The sequence below is a fragment of the Geodermatophilus sp. URMC 63 genome, assembly GCF_053502565.1.
On record NZ_CP199956.1, the window covers coordinates 4,237,535 to 4,263,820 of the forward strand.

General features: G+C 75.9%; 23 protein-coding genes. 8 read left to right on the forward strand and 15 right to left on the reverse strand.

The genetic code is table 11. From position 1 onward, the window contains the following. The first annotated feature begins 459 nt into the window (after nucleotides 1–459). Both ACWIZO_RS20660 and ACWIZO_RS20665 read left to right on the forward strand, forming a co-directional pair. Nucleotides 460–2,409, forward strand: coding sequence for an MFS transporter (locus tag ACWIZO_RS20660; protein WP_448639505.1), 1,950 nt, complete (start codon nucleotides 460–462; stop codon nucleotides 2,407–2,409). Nucleotides 2,410–2,649: 240 nt separating this feature from the next. Next, nucleotides 2,650–3,357, forward strand: coding sequence for a M50 family metallopeptidase (locus ACWIZO_RS20665; protein WP_448639506.1), 708 nt, complete (start codon nucleotides 2,650–2,652; stop codon nucleotides 3,355–3,357). Between the two features lie 73 nt (nucleotides 3,358–3,430). On the opposite strand, the gene ACWIZO_RS20670 is transcribed toward ACWIZO_RS20665, so the two are convergent. Next, nucleotides 3,431–5,803, reverse strand: a complete 2,373-nt coding sequence (locus tag ACWIZO_RS20670) for a glycoside hydrolase family 65 protein (RefSeq protein ID WP_448639507.1) — start codon at nucleotides 5,801–5,803, stop codon at nucleotides 3,431–3,433. Continuing rightward, entirely contained in the window at nucleotides 5,800–6,531 is a 732-nt protein-coding gene (locus ACWIZO_RS20675) for an HAD family hydrolase (protein ID WP_448639508.1), read from the reverse strand. Before ACWIZO_RS20675 ends, ACWIZO_RS20670 begins: the two co-directional genes overlap by 4 nt. A gap of 182 nt (nucleotides 6,532–6,713) precedes the next feature. On the opposite strand from ACWIZO_RS20675, the gene ACWIZO_RS20680 reads away from it, so the two are divergent. Both ACWIZO_RS20680 and ACWIZO_RS20685 read left to right on the forward strand, forming a co-directional pair. Next, on the forward strand, nucleotides 6,714–7,259 hold the full coding sequence (locus tag ACWIZO_RS20680) for a YbhB/YbcL family Raf kinase inhibitor-like protein (RefSeq protein ID WP_448639509.1): 546 nt from the start codon (nucleotides 6,714–6,716) through the stop codon (nucleotides 7,257–7,259). Nucleotides 7,260–7,352: 93 nt separating this feature from the next. Next, entirely contained in the window at nucleotides 7,353–8,285 is a 933-nt protein-coding gene (locus ACWIZO_RS20685; RefSeq protein WP_448639510.1) for a serine hydrolase, read from the forward strand. Nucleotides 8,286–8,310: 25 nt separating this feature from the next. Here the strand turns inward: ACWIZO_RS20685 and ACWIZO_RS20690 are convergent, their stop codons facing one another. Further along, nucleotides 8,311–9,117, reverse strand: coding sequence for a GNAT family N-acetyltransferase (locus ACWIZO_RS20690; RefSeq protein ID WP_448639511.1), 807 nt, complete (start codon nucleotides 9,115–9,117; stop codon nucleotides 8,311–8,313). A gap of 123 nt (nucleotides 9,118–9,240) precedes the next feature. Between ACWIZO_RS20690 and coaA the strand changes: the two genes are divergently transcribed. The 3 genes from coaA to ACWIZO_RS20705 all read left to right on the forward strand — a co-directional run bounded on the left by coaA (nucleotide 9,241) and on the right by ACWIZO_RS20705 (nucleotide 12,693). Further along, nucleotides 9,241–10,194, forward strand: a complete 954-nt coding sequence (coaA, locus tag ACWIZO_RS20695; RefSeq protein WP_448639512.1) for a type I pantothenate kinase — start codon at nucleotides 9,241–9,243, stop codon at nucleotides 10,192–10,194. A 97-nt stretch (nucleotides 10,195–10,291) separates the two neighbouring features. Next, on the forward strand, nucleotides 10,292–12,367 hold the full coding sequence (locus ACWIZO_RS20700) for a CehA/McbA family metallohydrolase (RefSeq protein WP_448639513.1): 2,076 nt from the start codon (nucleotides 10,292–10,294) through the stop codon (nucleotides 12,365–12,367). A gap of 122 nt (nucleotides 12,368–12,489) precedes the next feature. Then, nucleotides 12,490–12,693 (forward strand): DUF5999 family protein, encoded by a 204-nt coding sequence (locus tag ACWIZO_RS20705; protein WP_448639514.1) that lies wholly within the window; start codon nucleotides 12,490–12,492, stop codon nucleotides 12,691–12,693. Nucleotides 12,694–12,822: 129 nt separating this feature from the next. Here the strand turns inward: ACWIZO_RS20705 and ACWIZO_RS20710 are convergent, their stop codons facing one another. After that, nucleotides 12,823–13,623 (reverse strand): hypothetical protein, encoded by an 801-nt coding sequence (locus ACWIZO_RS20710; RefSeq protein WP_448639515.1) that lies wholly within the window; start codon nucleotides 13,621–13,623, stop codon nucleotides 12,823–12,825. 118 nt (nucleotides 13,624–13,741) lie between these two features. On the opposite strand from ACWIZO_RS20710, the gene ACWIZO_RS20715 reads away from it, so the two are divergent. Next, complete coding sequence (locus ACWIZO_RS20715) at nucleotides 13,742–14,380, forward strand: DUF5701 family protein (RefSeq protein ID WP_448639516.1); 639 nt, start codon at nucleotides 13,742–13,744, stop codon at nucleotides 14,378–14,380. Nucleotides 14,381–14,448: 68 nt separating this feature from the next. On the opposite strand, the gene gcvP is transcribed toward ACWIZO_RS20715, so the two are convergent. The 11 genes from gcvP to ACWIZO_RS20770 form a co-directional block, all read right to left on the reverse strand. After that, the gene (gene gcvP / locus ACWIZO_RS20720; RefSeq protein ID WP_448639517.1) at nucleotides 14,449–17,439 is read right to left on the reverse strand and encodes an aminomethyl-transferring glycine dehydrogenase; all 2,991 of its coding nucleotides are present in this window, start codon (nucleotides 17,437–17,439) and stop codon (nucleotides 14,449–14,451) included. A 112-nt stretch (nucleotides 17,440–17,551) separates the two neighbouring features. Continuing rightward, a complete protein-coding gene (locus tag ACWIZO_RS20725; RefSeq protein WP_448639518.1) occupies nucleotides 17,552–18,127 on the reverse strand; it encodes a MerR family transcriptional regulator in 576 nt (191 codons plus the stop codon). A gap of 289 nt (nucleotides 18,128–18,416) precedes the next feature. Next, nucleotides 18,417–18,902, reverse strand: coding sequence for a bifunctional nuclease family protein (locus tag ACWIZO_RS20730; RefSeq protein WP_369208901.1), 486 nt, complete (start codon nucleotides 18,900–18,902; stop codon nucleotides 18,417–18,419). A 92-nt stretch (nucleotides 18,903–18,994) separates the two neighbouring features. Beyond that, nucleotides 18,995–19,759, reverse strand: a complete 765-nt coding sequence (ftsR, locus tag ACWIZO_RS20735) for a transcriptional regulator FtsR (RefSeq protein WP_448639519.1) — start codon at nucleotides 19,757–19,759, stop codon at nucleotides 18,995–18,997. Between the two features lie 4 nt (nucleotides 19,760–19,763). Next, nucleotides 19,764–20,282, reverse strand: a complete 519-nt coding sequence (gene odhI / locus ACWIZO_RS20740) for an oxoglutarate dehydrogenase inhibitor Odhl (RefSeq protein ID WP_446760639.1) — start codon at nucleotides 20,280–20,282, stop codon at nucleotides 19,764–19,766. A gap of 258 nt (nucleotides 20,283–20,540) precedes the next feature. Continuing rightward, nucleotides 20,541–20,951 carry a glycine cleavage system protein GcvH gene (gcvH, locus tag ACWIZO_RS20745; protein WP_446760640.1) on the reverse strand — a complete coding sequence of 137 codons (411 nt, stop codon included), beginning with the start codon at nucleotides 20,949–20,951 and terminating at the stop codon, nucleotides 20,541–20,543. A gap of 85 nt (nucleotides 20,952–21,036) precedes the next feature. Then, on the reverse strand, nucleotides 21,037–21,918 hold the full coding sequence (locus ACWIZO_RS20750) for a DUF881 domain-containing protein (RefSeq protein ID WP_448639520.1): 882 nt from the start codon (nucleotides 21,916–21,918) through the stop codon (nucleotides 21,037–21,039). Beyond that, complete coding sequence (locus ACWIZO_RS20755; RefSeq protein ID WP_448639521.1) at nucleotides 21,915–22,247, reverse strand: small basic family protein; 333 nt, start codon at nucleotides 22,245–22,247, stop codon at nucleotides 21,915–21,917. The genes ACWIZO_RS20750 and ACWIZO_RS20755 overlap by 4 nt, the downstream gene beginning before the upstream one ends. A 3-nt stretch (nucleotides 22,248–22,250) precedes the next feature. Beyond that, complete coding sequence (locus tag ACWIZO_RS20760) at nucleotides 22,251–23,186, reverse strand: DUF881 domain-containing protein (RefSeq protein ID WP_448639522.1); 936 nt, start codon at nucleotides 23,184–23,186, stop codon at nucleotides 22,251–22,253. Beyond that, nucleotides 23,183–23,869, reverse strand: a complete 687-nt coding sequence (locus ACWIZO_RS20765) for a CDP-alcohol phosphatidyltransferase family protein (RefSeq protein ID WP_448639523.1) — start codon at nucleotides 23,867–23,869, stop codon at nucleotides 23,183–23,185. Before ACWIZO_RS20765 ends, ACWIZO_RS20760 begins: the two co-directional genes overlap by 4 nt. A gap of 99 nt (nucleotides 23,870–23,968) precedes the next feature. Then, on the reverse strand, nucleotides 23,969–26,038 hold the full coding sequence (locus ACWIZO_RS20770) for an elongation factor G-like protein EF-G2 (protein WP_448639524.1): 2,070 nt from the start codon (nucleotides 26,036–26,038) through the stop codon (nucleotides 23,969–23,971). Between the last annotated feature and the right edge of the window lie 248 nt (nucleotides 26,039–26,286).

Genomic DNA, 26,286 nt, shown 5'->3' on the forward strand with positions numbered 1-26,286 from the left:
CCTCGCGCGGCCACGTCATGCTGCCGTCCTCCGCCGTCGCGCCCCGGCAGCGTCCGCGCAGCGCGTGTCGTGGCCGATCGCTCCTCAGGGATCGATGGCGGTACTCCCGTCCTGGACCGGCTGGTGAGCACCGGCGTCGTCGTGCCGACATGACTCGAGGCCGCCGATGTGTCATCACCTCCGTGCCGGCAGCGGCCGCCCGGCGGCACCGGTGGACCTCACTCCCCCGGCGTTTCGCCGTTCTTTGGTGGTTGCTCGGTCGTTCTGTGTTAAGTGATTAACAACAGTTGGGGATAACGGATGTAACAGTTCGGCATGGTGTCTCGATCGGGTCGTTGACCTGCACATCGACCTGCCGTTACGTTCCCGCCGGTGTGTTTCACGCCACACCGGCGTCCGCCCGCGGGGCGGTCGTCCTCCCCCACCCGTGCTCGGCGCTGCGCCGGGAAGGGACTGTCCGTGACCGCAACTGCCGTGCGCCCCGACGAGGCTCCCGCACCGGGGGAGGCCGGCGGCCTCCACCGCCTCTGGGACCGCAAGCTGCACCACTACCCCGAGAACGGCCCCCGCTCCCTGTACCTGGGGATCACCGTCCTCGCGACGATCGTCCTGTACTACGAGCTCTACATCGCCGGCGCGGTAGCCACGCAGATCATCGCCGAGTTCGGCATCTCGTTCACCTACTTCGTCTTCGTCTCGGTGATCGGCAACGCCGTCGGGGCCTTCGCCTCGCTGTTCGCCGGCCTGGCCGACCGCTGGGGCCGGGCCAACCTCGTCGTCGGCGGGCTGCTCATCACCGGCCTGCTCATCGCCCTCGGCCTCCCCCACGCCCCCAACGCCGGGGTCTACACCGCTCTGTTCGCGCTGCTCAGCTTCGTCGAGGGCATCGTGCTCGTGGCCACCCCGGCGCTGATCCGCGACTTCTCCCCGCAGGTCGGCCGCGGCGTCGCCATGGGGTTCTGGACCCTCGGCCCGGTGCTCGGCAGCCTCGTGGTGACCATGGTCTCGAGCAACACCCTCGACGACCACCCCGACTGGCGCTGGCAGTTCTACGTCTGCGGCACCGCCGGCCTCGTGGTCTTCGTCGTCGCGCTGTTCGGCCTGCGGGAGCTCTCCCCTGCCCTGCGCGACCAGCTCATGGTCAGCATGCGCGACCGCGCGCTGGTCGAGGCGCGCGCCGCCGGCATGGACCCCGAGCAGGCGCTCAAGGGCCACTGGCGGCAGATGCTGCGCTTCGACGTCATCGGGTCGGCGTTCGCGATCAGCATCTTCCTGCTGCTCTACTACATCCTCGTCGGCTTCGCGGTCGTGTACTTCGCCACCGTCTACGGCTACTCCGAGGCGCGCGCCAACGGTCTGGCCAACTGGTACTGGGTCACCAACGCCATCGCGCTGGTCGTGACCGGCGTCCTGTCCGACCGGTTCCGGGTGCGCAAGCCGTTCATGATCGTCGGCACCGCCATCAGCATCGTCGGCGCGGTGCTGTTCGCCCTGGCCGCGACCGACCCGGACACCGGCTACTACGAGATCGCCGTTTACTTCATCCTCTCGGCGGCCGGTGGCGGCATGGCCTACGTCGCGTGGATGGCCTCGTTCACCGAGACCGTGGAGCGGCACAACCCCGCCGCCACGGCCACCGGGCTGGCCATCTGGGGCTGGCTGTTGCGCATCGTCGTCACGGCGTCCCTGGCCGTCTTCACCCTCGTCGTCCCGGCCACCTCGGTGCTGGTCGACCAGGGCTCGCGGGTGCAGGCGATCGTCGACGCGCACCCGGCGGAGGTCGCCGTCCTGTCGGCCATCGACCCGGCGACGTCGGAGGCCCTGGCCGCCGACCCGACCGACGTCGACGCGCTGGGCGCCGCACTCGGCGGGGTGGCCACCCAGCAGGGTGCCGGCGCGGACGAGGCCGCCGCGGTGACCGTCGCCGTGCGGACGCGGGCGCCGCAGCTGGCCGCCGCGCAGGCCGTCGACCCGGCCACCCTCGCCGCGCTGCAGGCCAACCCGGCCGACCCTGCCGCGGGTGCGGCCGCGGTCGGGCAGATCGCCTCGGCGCTAGGCATCGGTGCCGACCAGGCCACCGCGCTGCTGGTCAGCCTCGGCGACCCGGCCGTGCAGGCCGACCTGGCGCTGGTGCAGCGGTACGGCACCGTGCTCCAGGAGGCGAACGCCGCCATCCCGGCCGACGACCTGGCCTACCTCGCCGAGCACGGCGAGGAGGTCGCGGCGGCCGCCGAGGAGAACCCGCACCAGTGGCAGACCTGGTGGTGGGTGTGCGTGGCCGGCCAGGTGCTCTTCCTGCCCTTCGTCTTCGTGATGGCCGGCCGGTGGAGCCCGCGCCGCGCCCGGCAGGACGAGCAGGCGCACGAGGAGATGGTCGCCCGCGAGCTGGCCGCCCTCCAGCGGTCGTGACCGCCCGGGCCGCACACACGGCCCGACACGCGACCTGACGCACCAGCCGACCGGCCCGGGGAGCACCGCTCCCCGGGCCGGTCGGTCGTCTCGGTCGCCGTTCTGTTCGTCGGTTTTCTGCTGTCGTCGCTGCAGTTAGGGATAACGGTCAAGGTCCCGTCGGCCCGGTGTCGGGCGGGCCGGGCTCACAGGAACGCCTGGGAGGCTGGGGTGCCAGACCACCGCACCCGGAGGAGGCCCGTGGACGTCCTCGGCCCGTGGTGGACCCGGGTCTCGGCCGAGGTGCCGCTGCCGCTGGAGGTGCTCCTGGCCGCTGCCGTCGCCGCGCTGGTGGTCGTGGCCAGCCCGGCCCTGTGGCGGCCGGCGCGCACGGTGGTGACCATCGCGCACGAGGGCGCCCACGGTCTCGCCGCGCTGGCGACCGGGCGCCGGCTGGCCGGCATCCGGCTGCACTCGGACACCTCCGGGCTGACGGTCTCGGCCGGGCGGCCGACCGGGCCCGGGATGGTGCTCACCCTGCTCGCCGGCTACGTCGGCCCGGGCCTGTTCGGCCTCGCCGCGGCGGCCCTGCTGGCCGCCGGGCACGCGGTCGGGGTGCTGTGGGCGGTGCTCGGCCTGCTGGCGCTGCTCCTGCTGCAGATCCGCAACCTCTACGGGCTGTGGGCGGTGCTGGTCACCGGCGGAGTGGTGCTCGGTGTCACCGAGTGGCTCCCGCCGGCCGCTCAGGCCGCGTTCGCCGCCGCCGTCACCTGGTTCCTGCTGCTGGCCGCCCCGCGCACGGTCCTGGAGCTGCAGGCCGCCCGTCGCCGGCGGGCCGCGCCGCACTCCGACGCCGACCAGCTGGCCCGCCTCACCGGGCTGCCGGCACCGGTGTGGGTGGCGCTGTTCCTGCTCGTCGACGCCGGCGCACTGGCGCTGGCCGCCGGCTGGCTGCTGCTCCCGCGGTGACGTGCTGGAACGGCCCCCTCGCAGGGCCCCGCGCCGAGCGCCAGCGAGGTGTGGGGGGCGAGGGGGTCCTTCCTCAGTCCCGGCGGCCGTGGCCGCGCCGCCGGGGCGCCGCCCCCGGCGGCTGGCTGACCGGGGCGACCTCCGGCGCCGGCGGGATGTCGAGCACCGTCTCCGTCTCGTCGACGGTGACCCGCCGGCCGTGGTGGTGGACGTCGAGCGGCTCGCCCTCGGTGAGCTGGTAGGTGGCCTCCGTCGGCGTCACGGTCACCACCAGCAGGCGGCCCTGGTAGTTCAGCCGGAAGCGCAGCCGGGTGATCCGCTCGGGCAGCCGGGGCGCGAACGCCAGGTGCCCGCCGTGGTCGCGCATCCCGCCGAACCCGGCGACGGCGACCGTCCAGCCGCCGGCGAGCGAGGCGATGTGCAGCCCGTGCCCGGAGTTGCCGTGCAGGTTCTGCAGGTCGGTGAGGGTGGCCTCGCCCCAGTAGTCGTAGGCCAGCTCCAGGTGCCCGGTCTCGGCGGCCACCACCGCCTGCTGGGTGGCCGACAGCGAGGAGTCGCGCACCGTCCGCGCCTCGTAGTAGGCGAAGTCGGCGGTCTTCTCCTCGAGGGTGAAGGCGTCGCCGCGCAGGTGCAGCGCCATCACCAGGTCGGCCTGCTTGATCACCTGCTTGCGGTAGATGTCGAAGTACGGGTAGTGCAGGAGCAGCGGGTAGCAGTCCGGCGGGGTGGCCGCGAAGTCCCACTCCTCGTGGTGGGTGAAGGCGTCGGACTGCATGTGCACGCCGCGGCGGGTGTCGTAGGGCACCGCCATCAGCGCCGCGGCCCGCTCCCAGCGCCCGGTCTCCTCCTCGGTGACGCCGAGGCGGCCGGCCACGTCGGGCTGGCGCCGCACCGCCGCGATCGCCTCGCGCAGGTTCCGCTGCGCCATGAGGTTGGTGTAGACGTTGTTGTCCACGACCGCGGTGTACTCGTCGGGGCCGGTGACGCCGTCGATGCGGAACCCGTGCTCGTCGTCGAAGTGCCCCAGCGAGGCCCACAGCCGGGCGGTCTCCACGAGCAGCTCGGCGCCGTGGTCGCGGTCGAACTCCTCGTCGGCGGTGGCGTTGTGGTAGCGGACGACGGCGTCGGCGATGTCGGCGTTGATGTGGAAGGCCGCCGTCCCCGCCGGCCAGTAGCCCGACGTCTCCTCCCCGCGGATGGTGCGCCACGGGAAGGCCGCCCCGTCCAGGCCGAGCTCGCGGGCCCGCTCACGGGCCAGTTCCAGGATCGAGTGCCGCCAGCGCAGCGCGTCGCGCGCCGCCTCGGGGGCGATGTAGGTGAGGACCGGGAGCACGTAGGTCTCGGTGTCCCAGAAGGTGTGCCCGTCGTAGCCGGGCCCGGTGAGCCCCTTGGCCGGGATGGGCTGGCGCTCGGCCCGCAGCCCGGCCTGCAGCAGGTGGAAGACGCCGACCCGCACCGCCTGCTGCAGCTCGCCGTCGCCCTCGATCTCGACGTCGGCGTGCTTCCAGTGCTCGTCGAGCACCTCGCGCTGCTCGCGCAGCAGCCGCTCGAACCCGGCCAGCTTGGCCGTCGCCAGCCCTCCCTCGACCTGGTCGCGCAGCGCGGCCGCCGAGCGCCGCGACGACCAGCCGTAGGCCAGGAATTTGACCAGCTTCACCGACGAGCCCTGCGGCAGCCGGGCGGCGAGGGTGAAGCGGGCGAGGTCCTCCCCGGCCTCCATGTCCTGGCTGGCGGTGTCGGGCACGTCGACGACGTGGTCCATGCCGGCGGCCATCCGCAGCCTGCTGCGCCGCGTGCGGTGCACCAGGACCGCCCGCTGGCCGCGGCCGACGGCGAGCTCGTTGACCAGTGGGCGGGCCAGCGCGGCGGCGGCGCGCGGGTCGTCGGCCTCCGCGCCGCTGTCGACCGGCTCGTTGGCCAGCAGGTCCGACTGCAGCGCGATGTAGAGGTCGCCGCGCCCGTCGGTGCACTCGACGGCGTACTCGATGGCGGCGATCGAACGCCGCCGCAGCGACACCAGCCGGGTGCTGGTCACCGTGACCGTGCGGCCGTTGGGCGAGCGCCACTCGGTGACCCGCCGCAGCACCCCGCGGCGCAGGTCCAGGGTGCGCCGGTGCTCGACGATCTCGCCGTAGTCCAGGTCGAGCGGGGTGTCGCCGACCAGCAGCCGGACCAGCTTGCCGTCGGTGACGTTGACGACGGTCTGCCCCTGCTCGGGGAAGCCGTAGCCGACCTCGGCGTAGGGCAGCGGCCGCTCCTCGAAGAAGCCGTTGAGGTAGGTGCCCGGGACGACGACCGGCTCGCCCTCCTCGAACGACCCGCGCATGCCGATGTGCCCGTTGGACAGCGCGAACACCGACTCGTGGACGGCGAGGGAGGCGTGGTCCAGGCCCGTCTCGGTCAGCGCCCACGGCTCGATCGGGAAGGACGGGCGCCCCTCGGTCACCGGGCACCGTCCAGCAGCTGCTCGAGGTCGGTGACCACGACGTCCGCGCCGCTGTCGCGCAGCGCCTGCGCCTGCCCGACCCGGTCGACGCCGACGACGTGGCCAAAGCGACCGGCCCGCCCGGCGGCGACCCCGGCCAGCGCGTCCTCGAAGACCGCGGCCTGCGCCGGCTCGACGCCCAGCGCGCGGGCGCCGGCGAGGAAGGTGTCGGGCGCCGGTTTGCCGCGCAGCCCCTCCCGGGCGGTGACGACGCCGTCGACCCGCGCGTCGATGAGGTCGGCGAAGCCCCCGGCGGTGATGACCTGCTCGCCGTTGGCCGAGGCGGTGACCACCGCGGTGGCCAGCCCGGCCGCCTTGACCGCCCGCAGGTAGGCGATCGAGCCGGGGTAGACCTCGACGCCGTGCTCCTCGAGCTCGGTGAGCAGCAGCTCGTTCTTGCGCCGGCCGATGCCGTGCACGGTCCGTGCGTCCGGCGGGTCGTCGGGTGACCCCTCCGGCAGGGTGATGCCGCGGCTGGCGAGGAAGTCGCGGACGCCGTCGGCCCGCGGCTTGCCGTCGACGTGGCGGTTGTAGTCCAGCTGGGTGAACTCCGGGGCCTGCGGGTCGGTGGCGCGCAGGAACTCGTCGAAGGTCCGCTTCCAGGCGGCCATGTGCACCGTCGCCGTCCGCGTGAGGACGCCGTCCATGTCGAAGAGACAGGCGCGGATGCTGTCCGGGAGTCCGAGCACGGCCCGACGCTACCGGCGCGTCCGTGCCGGTGACCTGTCGAGACGGCCAGGCCCCGCCGTCCTCCCCGCCCACGCGGCAGGGGACCGCCGCGGGCCGTGGGCGCAGGAGGCGGCGGGAACGTCCTGGCTAGGGTCGGCGCCGGACGGCGGCGAGCCGCCCGACCCCGAGGAGAGGACCGTCCATGGCCGACCGGCCCGTAGCGCCCAGCCCCTACGACTTCCTGCCCCCGGTGCCGTCGTTCACCGTCACCAGCACCGACGTCCGCGACGGCGAGGTCCTGCCGACGCCGCAGGTCAGCGGTGTCATGGGCGCCGGCGGCGAGGACCGCTCCCCGCAGCTGTCGTGGTCGGGCTTCCCGGAGCAGACGCGGGGCTTCGCCGTCACCGTCTACGACCCCGACGCGCCCACCGCCAGCGGCTTCTGGCACTGGGTGGTCACCGGCCTGCCCGCGTCGGTCACCGAGCTGCCCGCCGGTGCCGGGGACCAGGAGGGCTCGGGCCTGCCGGCCGGCGCCCGCCAGCTGCGCAACGACGCCGGCTTCCCCGGCTTCGTGGGGGCCGCTCCCCCGGCCGGGCACGGCCCGCACCGCTACTTCGTCGTCGTGCATGCGCTGGACGTCGAGGACATGGGGGTGCCCGCCGACGCCTCGCCGGCCTTCCACGGGTTCAACCTCTTCGGCCACACGCTGGCCCGCGCCGTGCTGGTGCCCACCTACGCCCAGGACTGACGCGCCCAGGACTGACGCACCAGCCTGCACCGGCGGAACGCGGACGTCCACACCGGACGGCGTGCCCGGGAGCGGCCGGGGTACCGCGGCGCCATGTCGTCGCGGGCTCCCCGGCTGCTCCCCGCCCGTGCGCTGCCCGCCCGTGTCCTGCCCGCCGCTGCCCTGCCCCGCCGGGTGCTCGTCCCCGTCGTCGTGCTGGCGGTGCTGTGCGCGCAGGTCGCCCTCGGCAGCGGCCGTCGGGCCCTGGCCGGCCCGCCGGCCGCCGAGGTGGTCCCCGCCGCCGTCGGCGCCTACGGCGACACCGGCGGGGTGCTGGCCGTCGCGCTCACCGCCCAGGTCCCGCCCCCCGACGGGCTGACCCGCCCGGCGCTGGACGCCCGCGACGCCGTCCTGTCCCGCCGCACCGCCGACAACGGCGCCGCGGCCGACCGCCCCTTCCCCACCGCCTCGCTGGTCAAGCTGTTCCTGGCCGAGGACGTGCTGCACCGCGCCCGCACCGGGCAGCTGACCCTCCAGCCGCGCGACTGGCGGCTGCTGCAGGCGATGATCTCCTCGTCGGACGACCCCGCCGCCTCCGAGCTGTGGGACCGCTTCGACGGCCCGCGGATGGTGCGCGACGTCGCCGCCCGCTACCGGCTGACCGGCACCGCGCCGCCGGCGGACCCGACGCAGTGGGGCGAGACGACGACCACCGCCGGCGACCTGGCCCGCTTCCTCGCGCTGCTCCCGACGGTGGCCTCCCCCGCGGATGCCACCACGCTGCTGGTGTGGATGCGCACCGCCACCCCGCTGGGCGCCGACGGCTTCGACCAGCGCTTCGGCGTCCTCGGCGCCGTGCCCGGACGACCGGCGGTCAAGCAGGCCTGGATGTGCTGCCTCGGCGGCAGCCGGCACCTGCACTCGGTGGGCGTCGTCGGGACACGGGTCGTCGTGCTGCTCAGCGAGGTGCCGCGGTCGGTCGGCTACCAGCGGGCCGCCGCGGCGCTGACCGCCGCGGCGGCGGCCCTGCCCCCGCCCGGCTCCTGACCCCCCGGCGCCCGGGCCGGGCCGCTCAGTCCAGCGAGGGCAGGCGGTCGGCGACGCCGGTGGTGCCCACCTGGGCGAAACCGACCCGCTCGTACACGCGGGCGACGTCGTCGTCGCCGGCGGTGAGGAAGACCAGGTCGGCGGTCTCGCGCGCCTGCGCCACCAGGGCCGAGGCCAGCGCCGCGCCCACACCCCGGCCGCGGCGCCGCGGCGAGCTGGCCACCCCCACCACCTCGCTGACCTCGCAGTCACCCACGTCGACGGGGTGGTGCGAGCCGACCGCGACCGGCTGCCCGTCCTCGACGGCCACCATCAGCACCGTGCGGCCGGTGAGCACCCGCTCGCGCAGCACGGCGGTCCGCGCGTCCTCCGCCGGCGTCCGGCCGTCGCCGTCGCCGGTCCCCTCCGCCTGCGGGGCGAAGGCGGTCTCCAGCAGGTGCTGGTAGTGCGGCAGCCGCGGGTCCTCGGCACCGACCAGGTACAGCCGCACCCCGGCCGGGAGCAGCAGCTCCACCGGGTCGTCGACGACGAGCAGGGGGAACTCGGTGACGACCAGCCCGGCGGCGCGGGCCGCGGCGCCGAGCGAGGGGGTGCGCTCCTCCACCCACTCCACGGCGGCGGGCAGCCCGGCGTCCTCCTGCAGGACCACCGCCGCCCGGACGTCGGCGGCCGAGACGCTGCGCGCACCGGGCCGCGGGCGGGCCGGGTAGGGCCACGCGGGCGAGCCGATCGGCACGTCGAGGGGGCCGGCCGCGACCAGCCGCGCGTCGGGCAGCGGCGCAGCGGCGGCGTACTGCTCGACACGGTCGAGCAGCCCGGGGCGGGTCGGCACACGCGCACCCTAGACGCGGCTCCGCCTCCCGGGCGCCTCCGGAGCGCAGGTCACCGCGGCTCCTCCCCCCGGCGGGGGACCCCGGCGGCACGGGCACCGGACCGCGGGCGGCACGATGGGCGCGTGACGGCAGGGACCCGCCCGCAGATCTCGCCCTACGCGGCGTTCGACCGGGACACCTGGAGAGCGCTGGCCGGCAACCGCGCCCTGCCCCTGGACGAGGCCGACCTGCGCGCCCTGCGCAGCCTCGGCGACCGCATCGACCTCGACGAGGTGGCCACCGTCTACCTGCCGCTGGCCGAGCTGCTGGCCCTGCACGTGACCGCCAGCCGGCGGCTGTGGGCGGCGCAGAGCCGGTTCCTCGGCGACACCACGGCCAAGGTCCCCTACGTGATCGCCGTCGCCGGCAGCGTCGCCGTCGGCAAGAGCACCACCGCCCGCCTGCTGCAGACCCTCCTGACCGCCTCCCCCGGCGCCCCTCGCGTCGACCTGGTCACCACCGACGGGTTCCTGTGGCCCAACGCGGTACTCGAGCAGCGCGGGCTCATGGCGCGCAAGGGCTTCCCGGAGAGCTACGACCGGCGCGCACTGGTCCGCTTCCTCGCCGAGGTCAAGTCCGGCCGGGGCGAGGTGAGCGCGCCGGTCTACTCCCACCAGTCCTACGACGTGCTGCCCGGGCAGCGGCAGGTCGTCGACCGGCCCGACATCCTCGTGCTCGAGGGCCTCAACGTGCTGCAGGCCGACCGCCGCGACGACGGCCGCGTGCCCGAGGTGTTCCTGTCGGACTTCTTCGACTTCTCCGTGTACGTCGACGCGGCCGAGGCCGACGTCCAGCAGTGGTACGTCGAGCGGTTCCTCGCCCTGCGGCGGACGGCGTTCGCCGACCGCACCGCCTACTTCCACCGCTACGCCGACCTCAGCGACGACGACGCCCGGGAGACGGCGCTGTCGATCTGGGCCGCCGTCAACGGGCCCAACCTGCGGACGAACATCGCGCCCACCCGCTCGCGCGCCCGGCTGGTGCTGCAGAAGGCCGCCGACCACTCGGTGCGCCGGGTGCTGCTGCGCAAGCTCTGACCCTCCCCTCCGTCGCCGTCCTCCCCGCTCTCACTGCGTGCTCGTGAGTTGGGGATAACGGATACGTTCGTGATGCGGTCGTGCCAGGGTCACCGGCGTGTGCTGTGGCGAGGACGCGGTGCTGGACCTGCCGGCCCCGGTGCTGGAGGCACTCGCCGGCTACCGCCGGATGCGCGCGGCCTCCGGCTGGGGCTGGGGCGAGGACGGGCTGCCCGACCTGTTCCGCTGGGCCCGCTTCTCCCTGCTGGGCGACGCCTTCGACGCCCTCGCCGCCACCGGCGACTGGGCCGCCGCCGTGCGCGCCGCCCTCGGGGACGGGGACCCGCCCGCCGGGGTCGCCGTCGTCACGACCGGCCCGGGCGGAGAGCTGGTCGTGCGCACCGGCCCCCTCCGGCCGGGGCCGGCGGGAGCATCGCTGCCCGTCGACGTCGTCGTGCTCTCCGACACCGCGGACGACCGCACCGTGTCCGTCGCCGGGACCGCCGTCGCGGTGCCGGCCGGCGGGGTGGGCTTGGCCGTGGTCGACGTCGACCCCGCCGCGCCCGCCGTGCCGGTCGCCTGCGGGGCCGCGCGGGCCGAGGTCGTCGCGGTGACGGCGGTGCCGGCGGCCCGGCTGCGGGTGTCGGCGCCGGCGTGCGCGCGCTGGTCGGTCACCGACGCCACCGGCGGCGGCTGGGGGCCGCCGGGGCCGCCGGCGAAGTGGGACGCCACGCACCGGCCCTACTGGCACGCCCGGGAGGCCGAGTTCGACGTCCCCGCCGGCCCGCTGGAGGTCGTGGTCGCCCGCGGGCTGGAGTGGCGGCGGACCACCCTGACGGTGACGCCGGGCCCCGGGGAGACCGCGGAGGTCGCCTGGGAGCCCGAGCGGCGCTTCGACCCGGCGGCGGGCGGCTGGTACGGCGGCGACCTGCACGTGCACCTCAACTACTCCGGCGACGCGGTGCTCGAGCCGGCCGACGCCGCCCGCATGCAGGCCGGCGAGGGGTTGCACCTGGTGCAGCTGGTGGCCGGCAACCTCGGCGGGACGCTGGTCTACGACCGCGAGCTGCTCGAGACCACCGCCGGCCGTGAGCTGTGGTCCGGCGAGCGCGTGGGCGTGGCCGGCCTCGAGTACCGCAACGACCTGCTCGGGCACGTGCACGCGTCGGGTCTCATCGGTGTGCCCGCGCTCGTGCACACCGGCCACGAGGGCACCGACGCGCCGTGGGACTGGCCGCCCAACGCCGCCCCGTGCGCCGCGATGCGCGACCTCGGCGGGCTGACCAGCTACGCCCACCCGGTGTACTCGGCGCTCACCGACGTCGGGCAGCTGTACGCGCCGGCCCGCACCGTCGAGGCCCGCGAGCTGGTCGCCGACGCCGCGCTCGGCCTGGTCGACGCCGTCGAGGTGGTGTCCTGCTTCGACGACCGCGGCGCCGTCGCGCTCTGGCACCGGCTGCTCGACTGCGGGCTGCGGCTGGCCGCGGTCGCGGGCACCGACGCCTTCCTCTCCTTCGCCCACGGCCCCGGTGTCGCGTCCAACCCGCCCGGCTGGGGCCGGGTGTACGCGCACCTCGGCACCGAGCCCCTGACCGCGGCCGGCTTCCGCGCCGCGGTGGCCGCCGGGCGCACCGTGGTCACCAACGGCCCGTGGCTCACCCTCGACGTCGACGGCGCGGGACCCGGCGCGGTGCTCGACCGCTCCCCCGGGGACCGGCTGGCCGTCCGCGCCGGGGTCACCGGCGGCGGTGTGGACCGGCTGGTGCTGCACGGGGCCGGGGGCACGGTGCTCGCCGAGACCGACGGCGCCGAGCTCGCGGCCGACGTGCCGGTGACGGCCGGCACCTGGCTGGCCGCAGCCGCCTACGGCGGGGACGACGAGCACACGCCCGGTGCTCCCGTCTTCGCGCACACCGGCCCGGTGTACGTCGACGTCGACGGCCGCCGTGTCGGGGTCCCCGCGTCGGCCCGCTGGTGCCTAGCCGCCCTCGACGCCCTCGAGGCGCTGGTCACCACCGAGGGCCGCTTCGACCCCGACCGCCGCGCCGAGCAGCTCGGCGCGCTGCGCTCCGTCGTCGAGGCCGCCCGTGCCGTCTACCGGCGGGTCGCGTCGGGGGAAGGGCGCGCGGGGCCGGATGGTGCGCCTGCGACCGACCCGTCCGCCATGGCAGGTGCTGACGACTCGGACGGGTGAGGTGGTGAGGTTCATCACCTGACGAAAGGGCGGGCCGGGCGCACACTCGGAGGCGTCCGGTGATCGGACGCTCACTGAAAGTCACCCCGGCTCCCCGCCGGGCCGATCGGGAGTCGATCCTGATGTGCGTACACACCACCCCCTGCCCCGATGCCACCAGCGACGCGCGTGACCTCGCCGCCGCCGTGAGCAGCCACCCCGAGCAGGGCTGGAGCCTGCTCTGCAACGGCGTCGTCCTCTTCGACGACGACGGCGAGCTGCTCCCCGACGGCCAGGCCGTCGACACCCACCACGAGTGGCGGACCGCCGGGCTCGTCTCCGCCTGAGCGAACACCCCCGCACGTCCGGGGCGCGGGCCCGCGACGGGGCCGGTCCCGCCCGTGCCCGGGTCCGGAGCGGACCCGGGCACGGGCTCACCCGCGGCGGCCGGAGCTCAGCCGGTGGCGGGGCAGGGCTCAGCCGGCGGCGGCCTCGGCCGCGTCGCCCAGCAGGGCGGTGAAGGCCCCCGCGTCCGGAGCCGGCGCGCCCGGCGCCCCGGTCTGCGCCAGCAGCACCCCGCGCCGCCCGTCGAGGACCACGCCGACGAGCGCGGTCGTCGTCCCCCCGTCCGGCCGGCCGGCCGTCACCTGCAGCGCGGCGCTCTCGTCCCCCAGCTGCGGCACCTCCAGCGCCGCGAGGTCGACCGTGGTGCTCCCGTCCGGGCCGCTCACCGTGACCGACGAGCAGGCGCCCAGGAGCTGGTCGACCGGCAGCTGCCGTCCCTCCAGCTCCGGCGACTCCGCGAGCGCCTCCAGCGTCCGCACCTGACTCCCGAGCGCCGCCTGGGCCACCAGGACCGGCTCCTCCCCCTCGCCGCCCCCGGGGAGCCCCGGAAGGGCCCCCAGCGCGGCGCCGCACAGCGGAGGGTCGACGGTGACGCCCTCGGGGAGGCTCCCCGACCACCCGGACAGGCCGGCGGTCCCCAGCTGCTCGAGGGTGACGCCCACGACGGTCGCGTCCGCGCCGAAGGCCGAGGCCGGCAGCAGTGCGTTCCGCAGGTCGTCGGTGCTCGCCGTGGCTGATGCCGTGCCCGATGCCGTGCCCGATGCCGTGCCCGATGCCGTGCCCGATGCCGTGGCGGACCCGGTGGCGGCCGCCGGGCTGACCGGGCTGGCGGCGTCCTCCGCGCCGGCGCAGCCGGCCGTCAGCAGCGCACCGGCCCCCAGGGCCGCCACCCACGCCGTCGGGACCAGTCCCCGCCACACCCTCGCCGTCATGGCGCCGATGCTCCTCCGCGCCCCCTGGTCCGTCGACCCGGCCGCGGGCCGGAACCCGGAGGGGCGCCCACGCGTTGCGAGACGGTCCGCCGCTCGCCGTCGCACCGGAGGTGCCGTCGTGCCGACCCTCTCGCTGTCCCTCCCCTCCCCCCTCGACCAGGCCGCGCGGCTGGTCGCCCTCGGCCTGCACGAGCGCGCGGGACTCCCCGCGGCCGAGCTGCAGGAGGCCGCCGCCGCGGCCGGCGACGGGCTGCTGGTGCTGGCGCCGGACGTCGTCCCCGCGTCGGCGCTGGTGCCGTTCGTGCGGTGGCGGGACCGGCCGGCGTTCGTCGTGGTGGACCTGACCGACCTCGACGACTTCGCACCCGTCACCGACGCCGTCCCTCCGCCGGCCCCGGCCTACCTGCTGCGCGACCCCGACCGCGGCGACGACTACCGCGGCTGCTCGCCGGAGGAGGCCCTGCCGCGGATCCGCGCGGCCGGCCGGACGCCGTTGACGGTGGCCGAGGGCCTGACCTGGCTGCTGCAGTGCCCGGACCTGCTGGAGCGGGGCGCCTGCACGATGACCGTCGGCTCGCGGCTGCGACGGGCCGACGGGTCACTGGACGCCCGCACGCCGGCGCTGTGGATCAGCAACGGCACCGGCCGCGACGGCCGGGAGCGCCGGGACAGCCCCAAGGTGGGCTGGTGCTGGGCGGGCAACCGGCACACCTGGCTCGGCATCGCCTCGGCGTCCGGCCGGGGGCCGCTGTCCTGACGCGCGAGATCTGCACACTCGCGCCCTTCCGGGGGCGGAAGGCCACGCGTGTGCAGATCTCGCGGGGACTAGGCGGAGGCGCCCACCACGTCGGCGGCGGTGCCGAGGTCGTCGGGGGCGCCCTCGCCGGGGTCGGGCACGTGGGTCTGCGGGGCGTGCGCGGGCTCGGGCTCGGCGAAGGCCTCCGGCGGCGGGCAGGAGCAGACCAGGTTGCGGTCGCCGTAGGCCTGGTCGACGCGCCGCACCGGCGCCAGGTAGCCGCGGGTGGTCAGCCCCGGCACCGGGAACACCGCGGCGCTGCGCGGGTAGGGGCGGTCCCAGTTCCCGGCCAGCATCTTCAGCGTGTGCGGGGCGTTGCGCAGCGGGTTGTCCTCGCGGTCGTACTCCCCGGAGGCCACCTGCTCGATCTCGCCGCGGATGGCCACCATCGCCTCGACGAAGCGGTCGAGCTCGGCCCGGTCCTCGCTCTCGGTGGGCTCGACCATCAGCGTGCCGGCCACCGGGAAGCTCATCGTCGGGGCGTGGAACCCGAAGTCCACGAGCCGCTTGGCGATGTCGTCGTTGGTGATCCCGGTGGTCTTGGTGAGCGGACGGATGTCGAGGATGCACTCGTGGGCGACCAGCCCGCCGGCGCCGGTGTAGAGCACCGGGTAGTGCTCGCGCAGCCGGGCGGCCAGGTAGTTGGCGCCCAGCACCGCGTGCTCGGTGGCCCGCTGCAGCCCGTCGGGGCCCATCAGCCGCAGGTAGGCCCACGAGATCGGCAGGATGCCCGCCGACCCCCACGGCGCGCCGGAGACGGCCGGGCCCTGCCCGCCGGTGTCGGCCAGGGGGTGCCCGGGCAGGAACGGCACCAGGTGCTCGCGGACGCCGATCGGGCCGACGCCGGGGCCGCCGCCGCCGTGCGGGATGCAGAACGTCTTGTGCAGGTTGAGGTGGCTGACGTCGGAGCCGAACCGGCCCGGGCGGGCCAGCCCCACCATCGCGTTGAGGTTGGCGCCGTCGACGTAGACCTGCCCGCCGGCGTCGTGCACCGCGGCGCAGATGTCGCGGATGTCGGTCTCGAACACCCCGTGCGTCGACGGGTAGGTGATCATGATCGCGGCCAGCCGCTCGGCGTGCTGCTCGATCTTCGCCCGCAGGTCGGCGACGTCGACGTTGCCCGCCTCGTCGCAGGCCACCACGACCACGCGCATGCCGGCCATGACGGCGCTGGCGGCGTTGGTGCCGTGCGCCGAGGACGGGATAAGGCAGACGTCGCGGTGGGACTCGCCGCGGGAGCGGTGCCAGCCGCGGATGGCCAGCAGCCCGGCGAACTCGCCCTGCGAGCCGGCGTTGGGCTGCACGCTGACCGCCGCGTACCCGGTGATCTCGGCCAGCCAGGTGCACAGCTCGTCGATCAGCTGCCGGTAGCCGCGGGCCCGCCCAGCCGGGGCGAAGGGGTGCAGCCCGGCGAACTCCGGCCAGGAGATCGCGGCCATCTCCACGGCGGAGTTGAGCTTCATGGTGCACGAGCCCAGCGGGATCATCGTGCGGTCCAGCGCCAGGTCCTTGTCCGACAGCGACCGCAGATAGCGCATCATCGCCGTCTCCGACCGGTGCGCGGAGAAGACCGGGTGGGTCAGGTAGGGCGTGCGCCGGCGCAGCCCGTCGGGCAGCGCGTCGGGGCCGTCGTCGTCGAGGGCCGCGTCGTCGGGGGCGACGCCGAACGCCGCGGCCACCTGCCGCAGCACCTCCGGCGTCGTCGTCTCGTCGCAGGCCACGGCCACCGTGTCGGCGTCGACCCGGCGCAGGTCGATCCGCCGCGCCGCCGCGGCGGCCACCACCTCGTCGGCGCGGCCGGGCACCCGGGCCTGCACGGTGTCGAAGAACGCCTCGTGGACGACGTCGACCCCGCCGGCGCGCAGCCACCCGGCCAGCGCCAGGGCGCTGCGGTGCACCCGGGCGGCGATCGCGGCCAGCCCCTCGGGCCCGTGGTAGACGGCGTAGGCGCCGGCCATGACGGCGAGCAGCACCTGCGCGGTGCAGATGTTGCTGGTCGCCTTCTCCCGGCGGATGTGCTGCTCGCGGGTCTGCAGGGCCAGCCGGTAGGCGACGTCGCCGTCGGCGTCCACCGACACCCCGACCAGCCGGCCGGGCAGCTGGCGGGCCAGGCCTTCGCGCACCGACAGGTAGCCGGCGTGCGGGCCGCCGTAGCCCAGCGGGACGCCGAAGCGCTGGGTGCTGCCGCAGGCGACGTCGGCGCTCCACTCCCCCGGCGCCTCGAGCAGGGTCAGCGCCAGCACGTCGGCGGCCACGACCACCGCCGCGCCCGCGGCGTGCGCGGCCCGCGCCAGCGCCCGGTGGTCGCGGACCGCGCCGCTGGCGCCCGGGTAGGACAGCAGGACGCCGAACGCGCCGGCCTCGGGCAGGTCGGCCGGCCAGCCGGCGGACAGGTCGGTGACGTGCAGGCCGATGCCCAGCGGCTCGGCGCGGGTCTCGAGCACCGCGAGGGTCTGCGGCAGCGTGTCGGCGTCGACGACGAAGACGGCGCCGGGCTTCGCGCGCCCGGCGCGGCGCACCAGCGTCATCGCCTCGGCGGCGGCGGTGGCCTCGTCGAGCATGGAGGCGCCGGCGACGGGCAGGCCGGTGAGGTCGGCGACCATCGTCTGGAAGTTGATCAGCGCCTCGAGCCGGCCCTGGCTGATCTCGGGCTGGTAGGGCGTGTAGGCGGTGTACCAGGCGGGGTTCTCCAGGACGTTGCGCTGGATGACCGCCGGGGTGACCGTGCCGGAGTAACCCAGGCCGATCATCGGGACGCTGACCTCGTTGGTCGCGGCCCGCTCGCGCAGCTCGGCGAGGACGGCGGCCTCGCCGGCGGCCGGCGGCAGGCGCAGGGTGTCGCGGTCGCGGACGGTCTCGGGGACGGTGGCGTCGACCAGCGACGACAGCGAGTCGTACCCGATGGTCTCCAGCATCGCGGCGGTCTCGGCCGCGCGCGGGCCGATGTGCCGGGCCGCGAAGGAGCCCGCGGGGTCCAGGGAGGTCAGCGACGGGAGGGGGCCTGCAGCAGCGTCCGCCATTACCGCGACGCTACCAGCGGCCCGCCAGCCACCCGCGCGACCAGGGAGGTCACCGACGGGGGGCGTCGGGGCACCTCCCGGCGCCCCGCCGTGCGGGACGCCCCTGCCGGGCTCAGGCGGTCGCGGCCCGGCGGCGGCGGCGCATCGACAGCTCGTCCTCGGCGGTGTGCAGCGGCGCGCCGTCGAGGCGTTCGGCGGGCAGCTCGGCCAGCTCGCCGGAGAGCTCGCGCAGCGCGCCGGAGACGGCGATGCCGAACACGCCCTGCCCGCCGGCCAGCAGGTCGACGACCTCCTCGGCCGAGGTGCACTCGTAGACCGTCGCGCCGTCGGAGAACAGCGTGACGTTGGCGAGGTCCTTGATCCCGCGGTTGCGCAGGTGGTCGACGGCCTTGCGGATGTTCTGCAGCGAGACCCCGGTGTCGAGCAGCCGCTTGACCACCTTCAGCACCAGGATGTCGCGGAACGAGTACAGCCGCTGGGTGCCCGACCCGGTCGCACTGCGGACCGAGGGGGCGACCAGGCCGGTGCGGGCCCAGTAGTCCAACTGGCGGTAGGTGATCCCGGCGGCGGCACACGCCGTGGGGCCGCGGTACCCGACCAGGTCGCTGTCGACCTCGTCGTAGTCCGTCGCACCCACGGCGGCGTCGCTGAAGAGCTGACCCTGGGAGCCCTCGCTCTGGTCGCTCACGTCAGCGTCCTCCTTCGCGTCCCGCCACGGGCGCGGCGGTCGTCCGGCGTCGTCTGCGTGGACCCCACGAGCAACACCGTCGTTGCCCGCGACCGTAAGCCGGGCCCCCAGGGCGGTCAACTGACGCGGGCGGCGTGTCGCCCCACTCACCCCGAGGAGGTGGTATCGGCGGTCCCGGGAGCGGTGTGCACCCGAGGCGGTGCAGGTGGGGACGCGTGTGACGGACGGGGCGCGTGGGACCCCACCCGTCCCGGGGACCGCGTCCCGGGACGGCGGCGCGCCGCGGCGCTCAGGCCCCGCCGGACCCGGACCCGGCGCCGAAGTCCTCGGGGGAGATCTGGTCGAGGAACTCGCGGAACTTCTCCACCTCGTCCTCCTGCTCGTCGGGGATCTCGATCCCGACCTCGTCGAGCAGGTCCTCCGCGCCGTAGATCGGCGCACCGGTGCGCACGGCGAGGGCGACGGCGTCCGAGGGGCGGGCGCTGACCACCCGGTCGTCACCGAAGACGAGCTCGGCGATGTAGATGCCGTCGCGCATCTCGGTGATGTTGACCGCCTCGAGCTCGGCACCCAGGGCCCGGACCACCTCGCGCAGCAGGTCGTGCGTCATCGGACGGGCAGGACGGACCCCCTGCTGCTCGAAGGCGATGGCCGCCGCCTCGACCGCACCGATCCAGATGGGCAGGTAGCGCTCGCCCTGCGTCTCCTTGAGCAGCAGGATCGGCTGGTTACCGGGCAGCTCGACCCGGACCCCGACGACTCTGAGTTCCTGCACGGTGTTGCTCCCTCAGCTGCGGCGGTACGGGTGGAGGCCGGCGCGGGCCGACGGTGTGGCCGGTCCGACGGCACGTCCACCGTACGCCGCAGTCACGGGCGCAGGAGGTCCCGGAGGCGTGCTTCCAGCAGGGCCCGGTGCAGCTGCGCCGACAGCGCCGAGAGCTCCGCGAGCTTCTCCGTCGCGCGCGCCCGGGCGTCCTCCGACCGCGACCGCAGGACCGGCGCGACGAGCTGCTCGACCAGGCCCGCTTCCCGCTCCGCCCCGGTCCGGAAGGCCCGCAGGTGGCGCGGCTCGAAGCCGTGCCGGGCCAGGCCCGCGGCGGCCTGCGCGATCGGCAGGTCACCGACCGGGTGACGGCCGTCGGCGTCGGGCACCAGCAGGCCGAACTGCACGCAGTCGGCCAGCTGCTCCGGCGCCATGCCCGCGGCGCGCGCGAACTCCTCCGGCGTCAGCGGAGGGACGACGTCGACCGCCGCCTCCCGCTCCGCGGGGTCCGGCCCCGCGGGCGGGCGCTCCTCGGCCGCCGGCGGCAGCGCGGGGCCGGTGCCGGGCACCGGCAGCCCGCGGTCGAGCGCGTCGAGGTGCTCCTTGATGACGCGCAGCGGCAGGTAGTGGTCCCGCTGCGCGGTCAGCACGTAGCGCAGGCGGTCGACGTCGGCCCGGGAGAACTTCCGGTACCCCGACGGCGTCCGCTGCGGGTGGACCAGGTCCTCGCTCTCCAGGTACCGGATCTTGCTGATCGTCACGTCCGGGAAGTCGTCGCGGAGAGCGGCCAGCACCGCGCCGATGGTCAGGCGGGGGGTGTGGACGCCGGCGGCGTCGTCCCCGGACGCGCTGGCACGCGCTCCGGGCACCGGCTCAGCGGGCGGCGGGCTCGCCGGTGCGGGGGCCGGTCAGGTAGACGAGGCGGAACTTGCCGATCTGCACCTCGTCGCCGCCGGCCAGCGTGGCCACGTCGACCGGCTCGCGGTTGACGTAGGTGCCGTTGAGGCTGCCCACGTCGTGCACCGAGAAGCCCCCGCCCTCGCGGTGGAACTCCACGTGCCGGCGGCTGACGGTCACGTCGTCGAGGAAGATGTCGCTGTCGGGGTGGCGACCGGCGGTGGTGACGTCCTGGTCGAGCAGGAAGCGGCTGCCGGCGTTGGGGCCGCGCTTGACCACCAGCAGGGCCGATCCGGCCGGGAGGGACTCCACCGCGCCCAGCTGCGCGTCGGTGGCCGGCTCGGCGACCTCGGGGACCTCACCGGAGTCCTCACCGCCGACCTTGGGGATGACGCTGGTCGACTCGCCGACCCGCTCCTGGGAGAGGGCGGCGCCGCACTGCGCGCAGAAGCGACTGCCCTCGGGGTTGTCGTGGCCACAACGAGTGCAGTGCACGTCTGTCTCCTCCGGTGCAGGGGGCACCGCCGCGGGCGAGGGGATGCCGCGGGCGGCCGGCGGACGACGGACCGGTCAGTCCGTCGCGGGTCGGCCGCCGTGCGGGGCACGGCGGGCCGTTGGTCATGGAACCAGCGGTCGTCCCGAGGGTCAACCGGACGTCGAGGCGGCGTCCCAGCTGTCCCACGGAGCTGGCCGGGGCCGGTTCCCGGGGCAGCATAGGCACCGCCCCGGGGGAGTCGGGGGACCCGGGGGCGGTCAGGACGCGTCGACCAGCGCCTGGTAGGAGGCGGCGTCGAGCAGGCCGGCGGTGGGGTCGCCGTCGTCCCCGGACGACACGGTGACCTCGACCAGCCAGCCGGCACCGTAGGGGTCGGCGTTGACCGTCTCGGGCGTGTCGGTGAGGGCCTCGTTGACCGCCGAGACGACCCCGGCGACCGGCGAGTAGACGTCGGAGACCGACTTGGTCGACTCCACCTCGCCGATCGGGTTGCCGGGGCCCACCTCCTCCCCGACCGCGGGCAGCTGCACGAAGACGATGTCGCCCAGCGCGTCCTGCGCGTGGTCGGTGATGCCCACGCGGACGACGGTCCCCGTGTCCCCGCTCCCCTGCACGAGGGCCCACTCGTGCTGCTCGGTGTAGCGGCGGTCGTCCGGGGTGGTCGTCATGCGGCGGTCTCCAGGGGGTGCCACGGCCTCCCTGCTGGGGCCCGCCGCGAGCCTGCGAGCGGTGAGGGGGCAGGGAGGTCCTTCGTCAGTCGGTCTGCGGCTGAGCGTATTGAGGCTCGTCCAGGGGCCGCAACGCGTCGACGACGACCCGGTCGCGCTGCTCGATGTCGACGGTGCCGCCCTGCCGGCCGACCCGGTCGACGACGCCGCCGGGGATGCTCATCGCCGTCTGCAGGTCCTGCGGCGAGCCGATGACCACGACGTCGTAGGGCGCGCTCACCGCCCGGCCGTCGACCCGCAGGGCGCCGGGGTCGCCGGTGACGGCGGTGGAGACGCCCACGCGGACGCCGTCGATCTGCATCGTCTCCGCGCCGGCCCCGCGCAGCTCCTGGACCGCGTCGAGCAGATCGGCGACCCGCACCCGCCCCTGTGGGTCGCGGATGGTCATCACCAGGCCCGGCCCCTCGGCCGCGACCGTGCCGTTGAGGACGGCGAGGGCGTCGGCGCGGTCGGCGGCCTCCTCGAGCGCGGCGGCCGAGCGGCTGTCGGTGTTGGACAGGTCGCGCAGGGCGGCGCGCTGGTCGGTGATCTGCTGGCGCAGCTGGTCCTCGCGGGCGTCCAGCGAGTCGAGGATGCCGACCAGCTCCTCCTCGCGGGCCCCCTCGAGGGCGCCGCCGGTGCCGGTGGCGCGCACCTGCACGGCGATGGCGAAGCCGAGCAGCAGCGTGAGGACGGCGATCAGCGCGGCGGCCACCCGGCGCTGCCGCCGGGGAGCCGCGGGCGGGGCGGCCGCGGCGTCGGCGGTCTGCTCCGCGGTCTGCTCCGCGGTGGGCTCCTCCGCGGTGGGCTCCTCGTCCGCGCGCACCTCCGCGGCGGGCTCCTCCGCGGCGGGCTCCTCAGGGGCGGGCGCCTCCGGGGCGGGGCCGGTGTCCTCGGCGTCCGGTCCGGGACGCGGGTCGGTGCTCATGCCCGGAACAGGTGCCGGCGGATGGCCGCGGCGTTGCCGAAGATGCGGATGCCCAGGACGACGACGACCGCCGTCGACAGCTGTGCGCCCACCCCGAGCTGGTCGCCGAGGAAGACGATCAGCCCGGCGACGACGACGTTCGACACGAACGACACGACGAACACCTTCGCGTCGAAGATCCGGTCGAGCCGGGCGCGTACGCCGCCGAAGACCGCGTCGAGGGCGGCGACCACCGCGATCGGCAGGTAGGGCTGCAGCCACACCGGCACGGTGGGGTCGAAGACCAGGCCGAGGGCGATGCCGACGGCCAGGCCGATGACGGGCAGCACGGCTCAGCCCCCCGTCGCCGTGGCGGCGGCCTCCGCCGGCTGGCCGGCGAAGGGGACGGCGGATCGCAGCTCGGGGACTCTCCCGGCGGGCACGGACAGCTCGTCCTCCTGGGCGAAGTCGAAGCGCAGGCCGAAGGACTCCGAGATGGCGGCCAGGGCGCCGACCTCGGGGCTGGCCAGGAACCGCGACCGGAGCTCGTCCGGGTCGCCGATGGCGCTGATCTCGTAGGGGTTGGCGACCGGCCGGAAGTCGACCAGCACCGCCTCCCCGGCGAAGCGGATGGCCGTGGTGGGCCCCAGCCGCTGGCCGTCGATGGCGATCGCCTCCGCGCCGGAGGCCCACAGTGCGTTGACCACCAGCTGCAGGTCGCCGTCCTGGACCCGGCCGCGGGAGTCCTGCTCGGCGGTGCCGCCCACCGGGTCGGCGTCGGCCTCGGCCTCGGCGTTGGCCAGCGTGACCAGCAGGCCGGGACCGGTCACCGCGACCAGCCCGGCGGCCTGCTCGGCGGCGTCGAGGTCCTCGATCGCGCGCTGTCCCTCGCTGCTGGCGGCCAGCGCCGCGTCCCGCGCGTCGGCCGTCTGCGCGCGCAGCGCCTCGAGCTCGGCGGCCAGCGCGTCGGTGCTGTCGGACTGTGCCTCGATCTCCCCGACCAGCGCCGCGCGGACCTCCTCGCGCCCCTGCGCGCCGGAGGCGGCCTGGTCGTAGGTGACGGCGGCGAGCAGGCCGGCCCCGACCATGGTCAGCGCGACGGCCGCGGACGCCAGCCGGGCGCGCCGGCCGGGACGGGGCGGCTCGCCGGCGGCGGCACGAGCGGCGCGCGCCTCGGCGGCGCGGGCGTAGGCGGGGTCGAGGGTCTCGGCGAGCACCTGGTCGAGCAGCGAGGCGCCCATCGAGCGCGGGCCGCCGGTCCCGCGGGGAGCCGGCCGGGTGGCGGTCACGGCGCGGGGCGGGCCGCGGTCGGCAGCGGAGCGGTCCGCTCGGCCCGCACCAGCCCGAGCACCTGGACGACGTAGAGGACGCCGGCCAGCACGTACAGCGCGCTGCCCCAGACGGTCAGCGCCCACGCGACCGGCGCGACGACGGCGACCCAGGCGCCGCCGCCGTCGGCCAGCAGCAGCAGCGGGAAGGCGTAGAGGAGGATGAAGGTGGCCGCCTTGCCCAGGTAGTGCACCTGCAGCGGCGGGTAGCCGTGCCGGCGCAGCACCAGCAGCATGACGGCGAGCACCAGCTCCCGGCCGACCAGGACCGCCACCAGCCACAGCGGCACCACGTCGCGCAGCACGAAGGCGACCAGCGTCGAGACGATGTAGAGGCGGTCAGCGGCCGGGTCGAGCAGCGCACCCAGCCGGCTGGACTGGCCCAGCACGCGGGCGAGCTTGCCGTCGGCCCAGTCGGTGACCCCCGAGGCCATGAGGACGACGACCGCCCAGCCGTCGGCCTGCGGGCCCAGCAGCAGCCACAGGAACAGCGGGACACCGAGCAGCCGCAGCGCCGACAGCGCGTTGGGCACCGTCCACACGCGGTTGGGCAGCTCGTTGCGGTCGGTGACCCGGGGCGTGCCGGTCGGCGGTCGCCCCGGGGACGCCGGGACGGCGGCCGAGCGCCCCTGCGACGACGTCACTGCTCCTCCACCCCGCTGCACACCGTGCCCGAGGCTAGTCGACGGACCCCGCCGCCCCCCGCGACTCGTCCGCTCGTGGTGGGGCGGCGGGTCCGTGGACTAGGCGGGCACGGCGACCAGGGAGGCGGGCGCCGGCTCGTGGCCCAGCGGACGCCGGGTGAACGAGCCGGTGCCGTGGCTGACCGAGCGCAGCGCCCCTGCATAGCCGAGCAGCTCCACCTCGGGCACCTCCGCCCGGACGGTGGTGCGGTCCCGGTCGGGATCGGCGTCGCTGCCGGTGACCCGGGCGCGGCGGCCGGACAGGTCGCTCATCACCGCGCCGACGTGCTCGCCGGGGACGACGACGGCCACCTCGCACCAGGGCTCGAGCACCTTCGTGCCGGCCGCGGCCGCCAGCTCCCGCACCGCCAGCGCCCCGGCGGACTGGAAGGCGGCGTCGGAGGAGTCGACCGAGTGCGCCTTGCCGTCGACGAGCACGAACCGGACGTCGACCAGCGGCCGGTCGTCGTGGACACCCTTGGCGGCCTGTGCGCGGATGCCCTTCTCCACGCTGCCGTGGTACTGGGAGGGGACCGCGCCGCCGATGACGCGCTGCTCGAAGGTGATGCCCGACCCCGGCTCGCCGGGCTCGGCCTCCACCACGACGACGGCGTACTGCCCGTGGCCGCCGGACTGCTTGACCAGCCGCCCGGTGGCCCGGGCCGGCCCGGCGAAGGTCTCGACCATCGGCACGCGCACCGGCACCGTCGACACCGCCACGCCGTGCCGGGTGCGCAGCCGCTCGAGCAGCACCTCGCCGTGGGCCTCCCCCACGCACCACAGCAGCAGCTGGCCGGTGTCGCGGGAGCGCTCCACGCGCAGCGTCGGGTCCTCGGCGGCCAGCCGGGACAACGCCGGGCCCAGGCGGTCCTCGTCGCTGCGGGAGGCGGCCTCGACCGCGACCGGGTGCTGCGGGACGGGGAGCTCCCACGGCGGGACCAGCCGCGGGTCGCCGGGTGAGGACAGCGTGTCACCGGTCTCGGCCGAGGTCAGCCGGGCCACCGCGCAGACGTCGCCGGCCGGGGCGGACGACACCGGCCGCAGCGCCGCGCCCAGCGGGGAGGACACCGCGCCCACCCGCTCGTCGGCGTCGTGGTCGGGGTGGCCGCGCTCGGCGCCGCCGTGCCCGGACACGTGCACCGGGGCGTCGGGGGTGAGGGTGCCGGAGAAGACCCGCAGCAGGGAGACGCGCCCGAGGTAGGGGTCGGTCGTCGTCTTGACCACCTCGGCCACCAGCGGGCCGTCGGGGTCGCAGCGGAGCGCCGGCGCCGGGGACCCGTCGGGCCGGGTGACCGGCGGGCAGCCGTGCTCGCACGGGCAGGGGAAGCCGTTGACCAGCAGGTAGAGCAGCGCGTCGAGGCCGATGCCCTGCAGCGGGGCCGCGCACAGCACGGGGTGGAAGTGGCCCCGGGCGACCGCGGTCTCCAGGTCGCTCATCAGATCGGCCTGGACCAGCTCGTCGCCGGCGAGGTAGCGCTCCATCAGCGCCTCGTCCTCGCTCTCGCCGATGATGCCCTCGATCAGCTCGCTGCGGAGGCGGTCGGCGTCGGGGGCCTGGGCGCCGGGCTGGAGCAGGTTGACCACGCCCGAGACGGCGCCGTCGGCTCTCCGCTCGACCAGGTGCACCGGGTAGACGCCCGCGCCCAACATCGTCTGGCAGAGCCGGACGGTCTCCTCGGCGTCGGCGCGGGCCCGGTCGAGCTGGGTGACCACGACCGCGCGGGGCATGCCGACCGCGGCGCACTCCTCCCACAGCTGCACGGTGGAGGCGTCCACGCCGCCGACGGCCGAGACGACGAACAGCGCGGCGTCGGCGGCCCGCAGCCCGGCCCGCAGCTCGCCGACGAAGTCGGGGCTGCCCGGGGTGTCCAGCAGGGTGATGCGGGTGCCGTCGTGCTCGACGGTGGCCACCCCGAGGGTGACCGAGCGCTGCTGGCGGACCTCGACGTCGTCGTTGTCGAGGCAGGTGGTGCCGTCCTCGACCCGCCCGGCGCGCGGCAGGGCGCCGGTGGCCACGAGCAGCGCCTCGGCGAGGGTGGTCTTGCCGGCGCCGGCGTGGCCGACCAGCGCCACGTTGCGCACCCGGGCGGGCTCGCGCGGAGCCGGCGCCGGGACGGTGTCCCTAGCCACGGGAGCCGCCCGGCCGCTCGTCCCCGGCCGGGCGGCCGGGCACCCCGCTCGGCGGATCGGTCCTGTCGACTGCTGGGTCGGGCACGGCGGCCTCCCGGGTCGGTCACGGGATGTGTCTCGGGTCACACCCTGCCCCCCGCCGCGCGGGCCCGGCAAGACCCCCGCTCGTGCGTCGCGACCGGGAACGGAAGCGGACGGCGGCAGCACCGGCGGTGGCGCCGCGGTGGCCGCACCGCCGGACGCGGCCG

Excerpts from the sequence above, each read along its gene's own strand:
- ACWIZO_RS20680 (WP_448639509.1), top strand. The coding sequence starts at position 6,714 with ATGGCCGACCGGCCCGTAGCGCCCAGCCCCTACGACTTCCTGCCCCCG.
- ACWIZO_RS20685 (WP_448639510.1), top strand. The coding sequence starts at position 7,353 with ATGTCGTCGCGGGCTCCCCGGCTGCTCCCCGCCCGTGCGCTGCCCGCC.
- ACWIZO_RS20705 (WP_448639514.1), top strand. The coding sequence starts at position 12,490 with ATGTGCGTACACACCACCCCCTGCCCCGATGCCACCAGCGACGCGCGT.
- ACWIZO_RS20710 (WP_448639515.1), bottom strand. The coding sequence starts at position 13,623 with ATGACGGCGAGGGTGTGGCGGGGACTGGTCCCGACGGCGTGGGTGGCG.
- gcvP (WP_448639517.1), bottom strand. The coding sequence starts at position 17,439 with ATGGCGGACGCTGCTGCAGGCCCCCTCCCGTCGCTGACCTCCCTGGAC.
- gcvH (WP_446760640.1), bottom strand. The coding sequence starts at position 20,951 with ATGACGACCACCCCGGACGACCGCCGCTACACCGAGCAGCACGAGTGG.
- ACWIZO_RS20750 (WP_448639520.1), bottom strand. The coding sequence starts at position 21,918 with ATGAGCACCGACCCGCGTCCCGGACCGGACGCCGAGGACACCGGCCCC.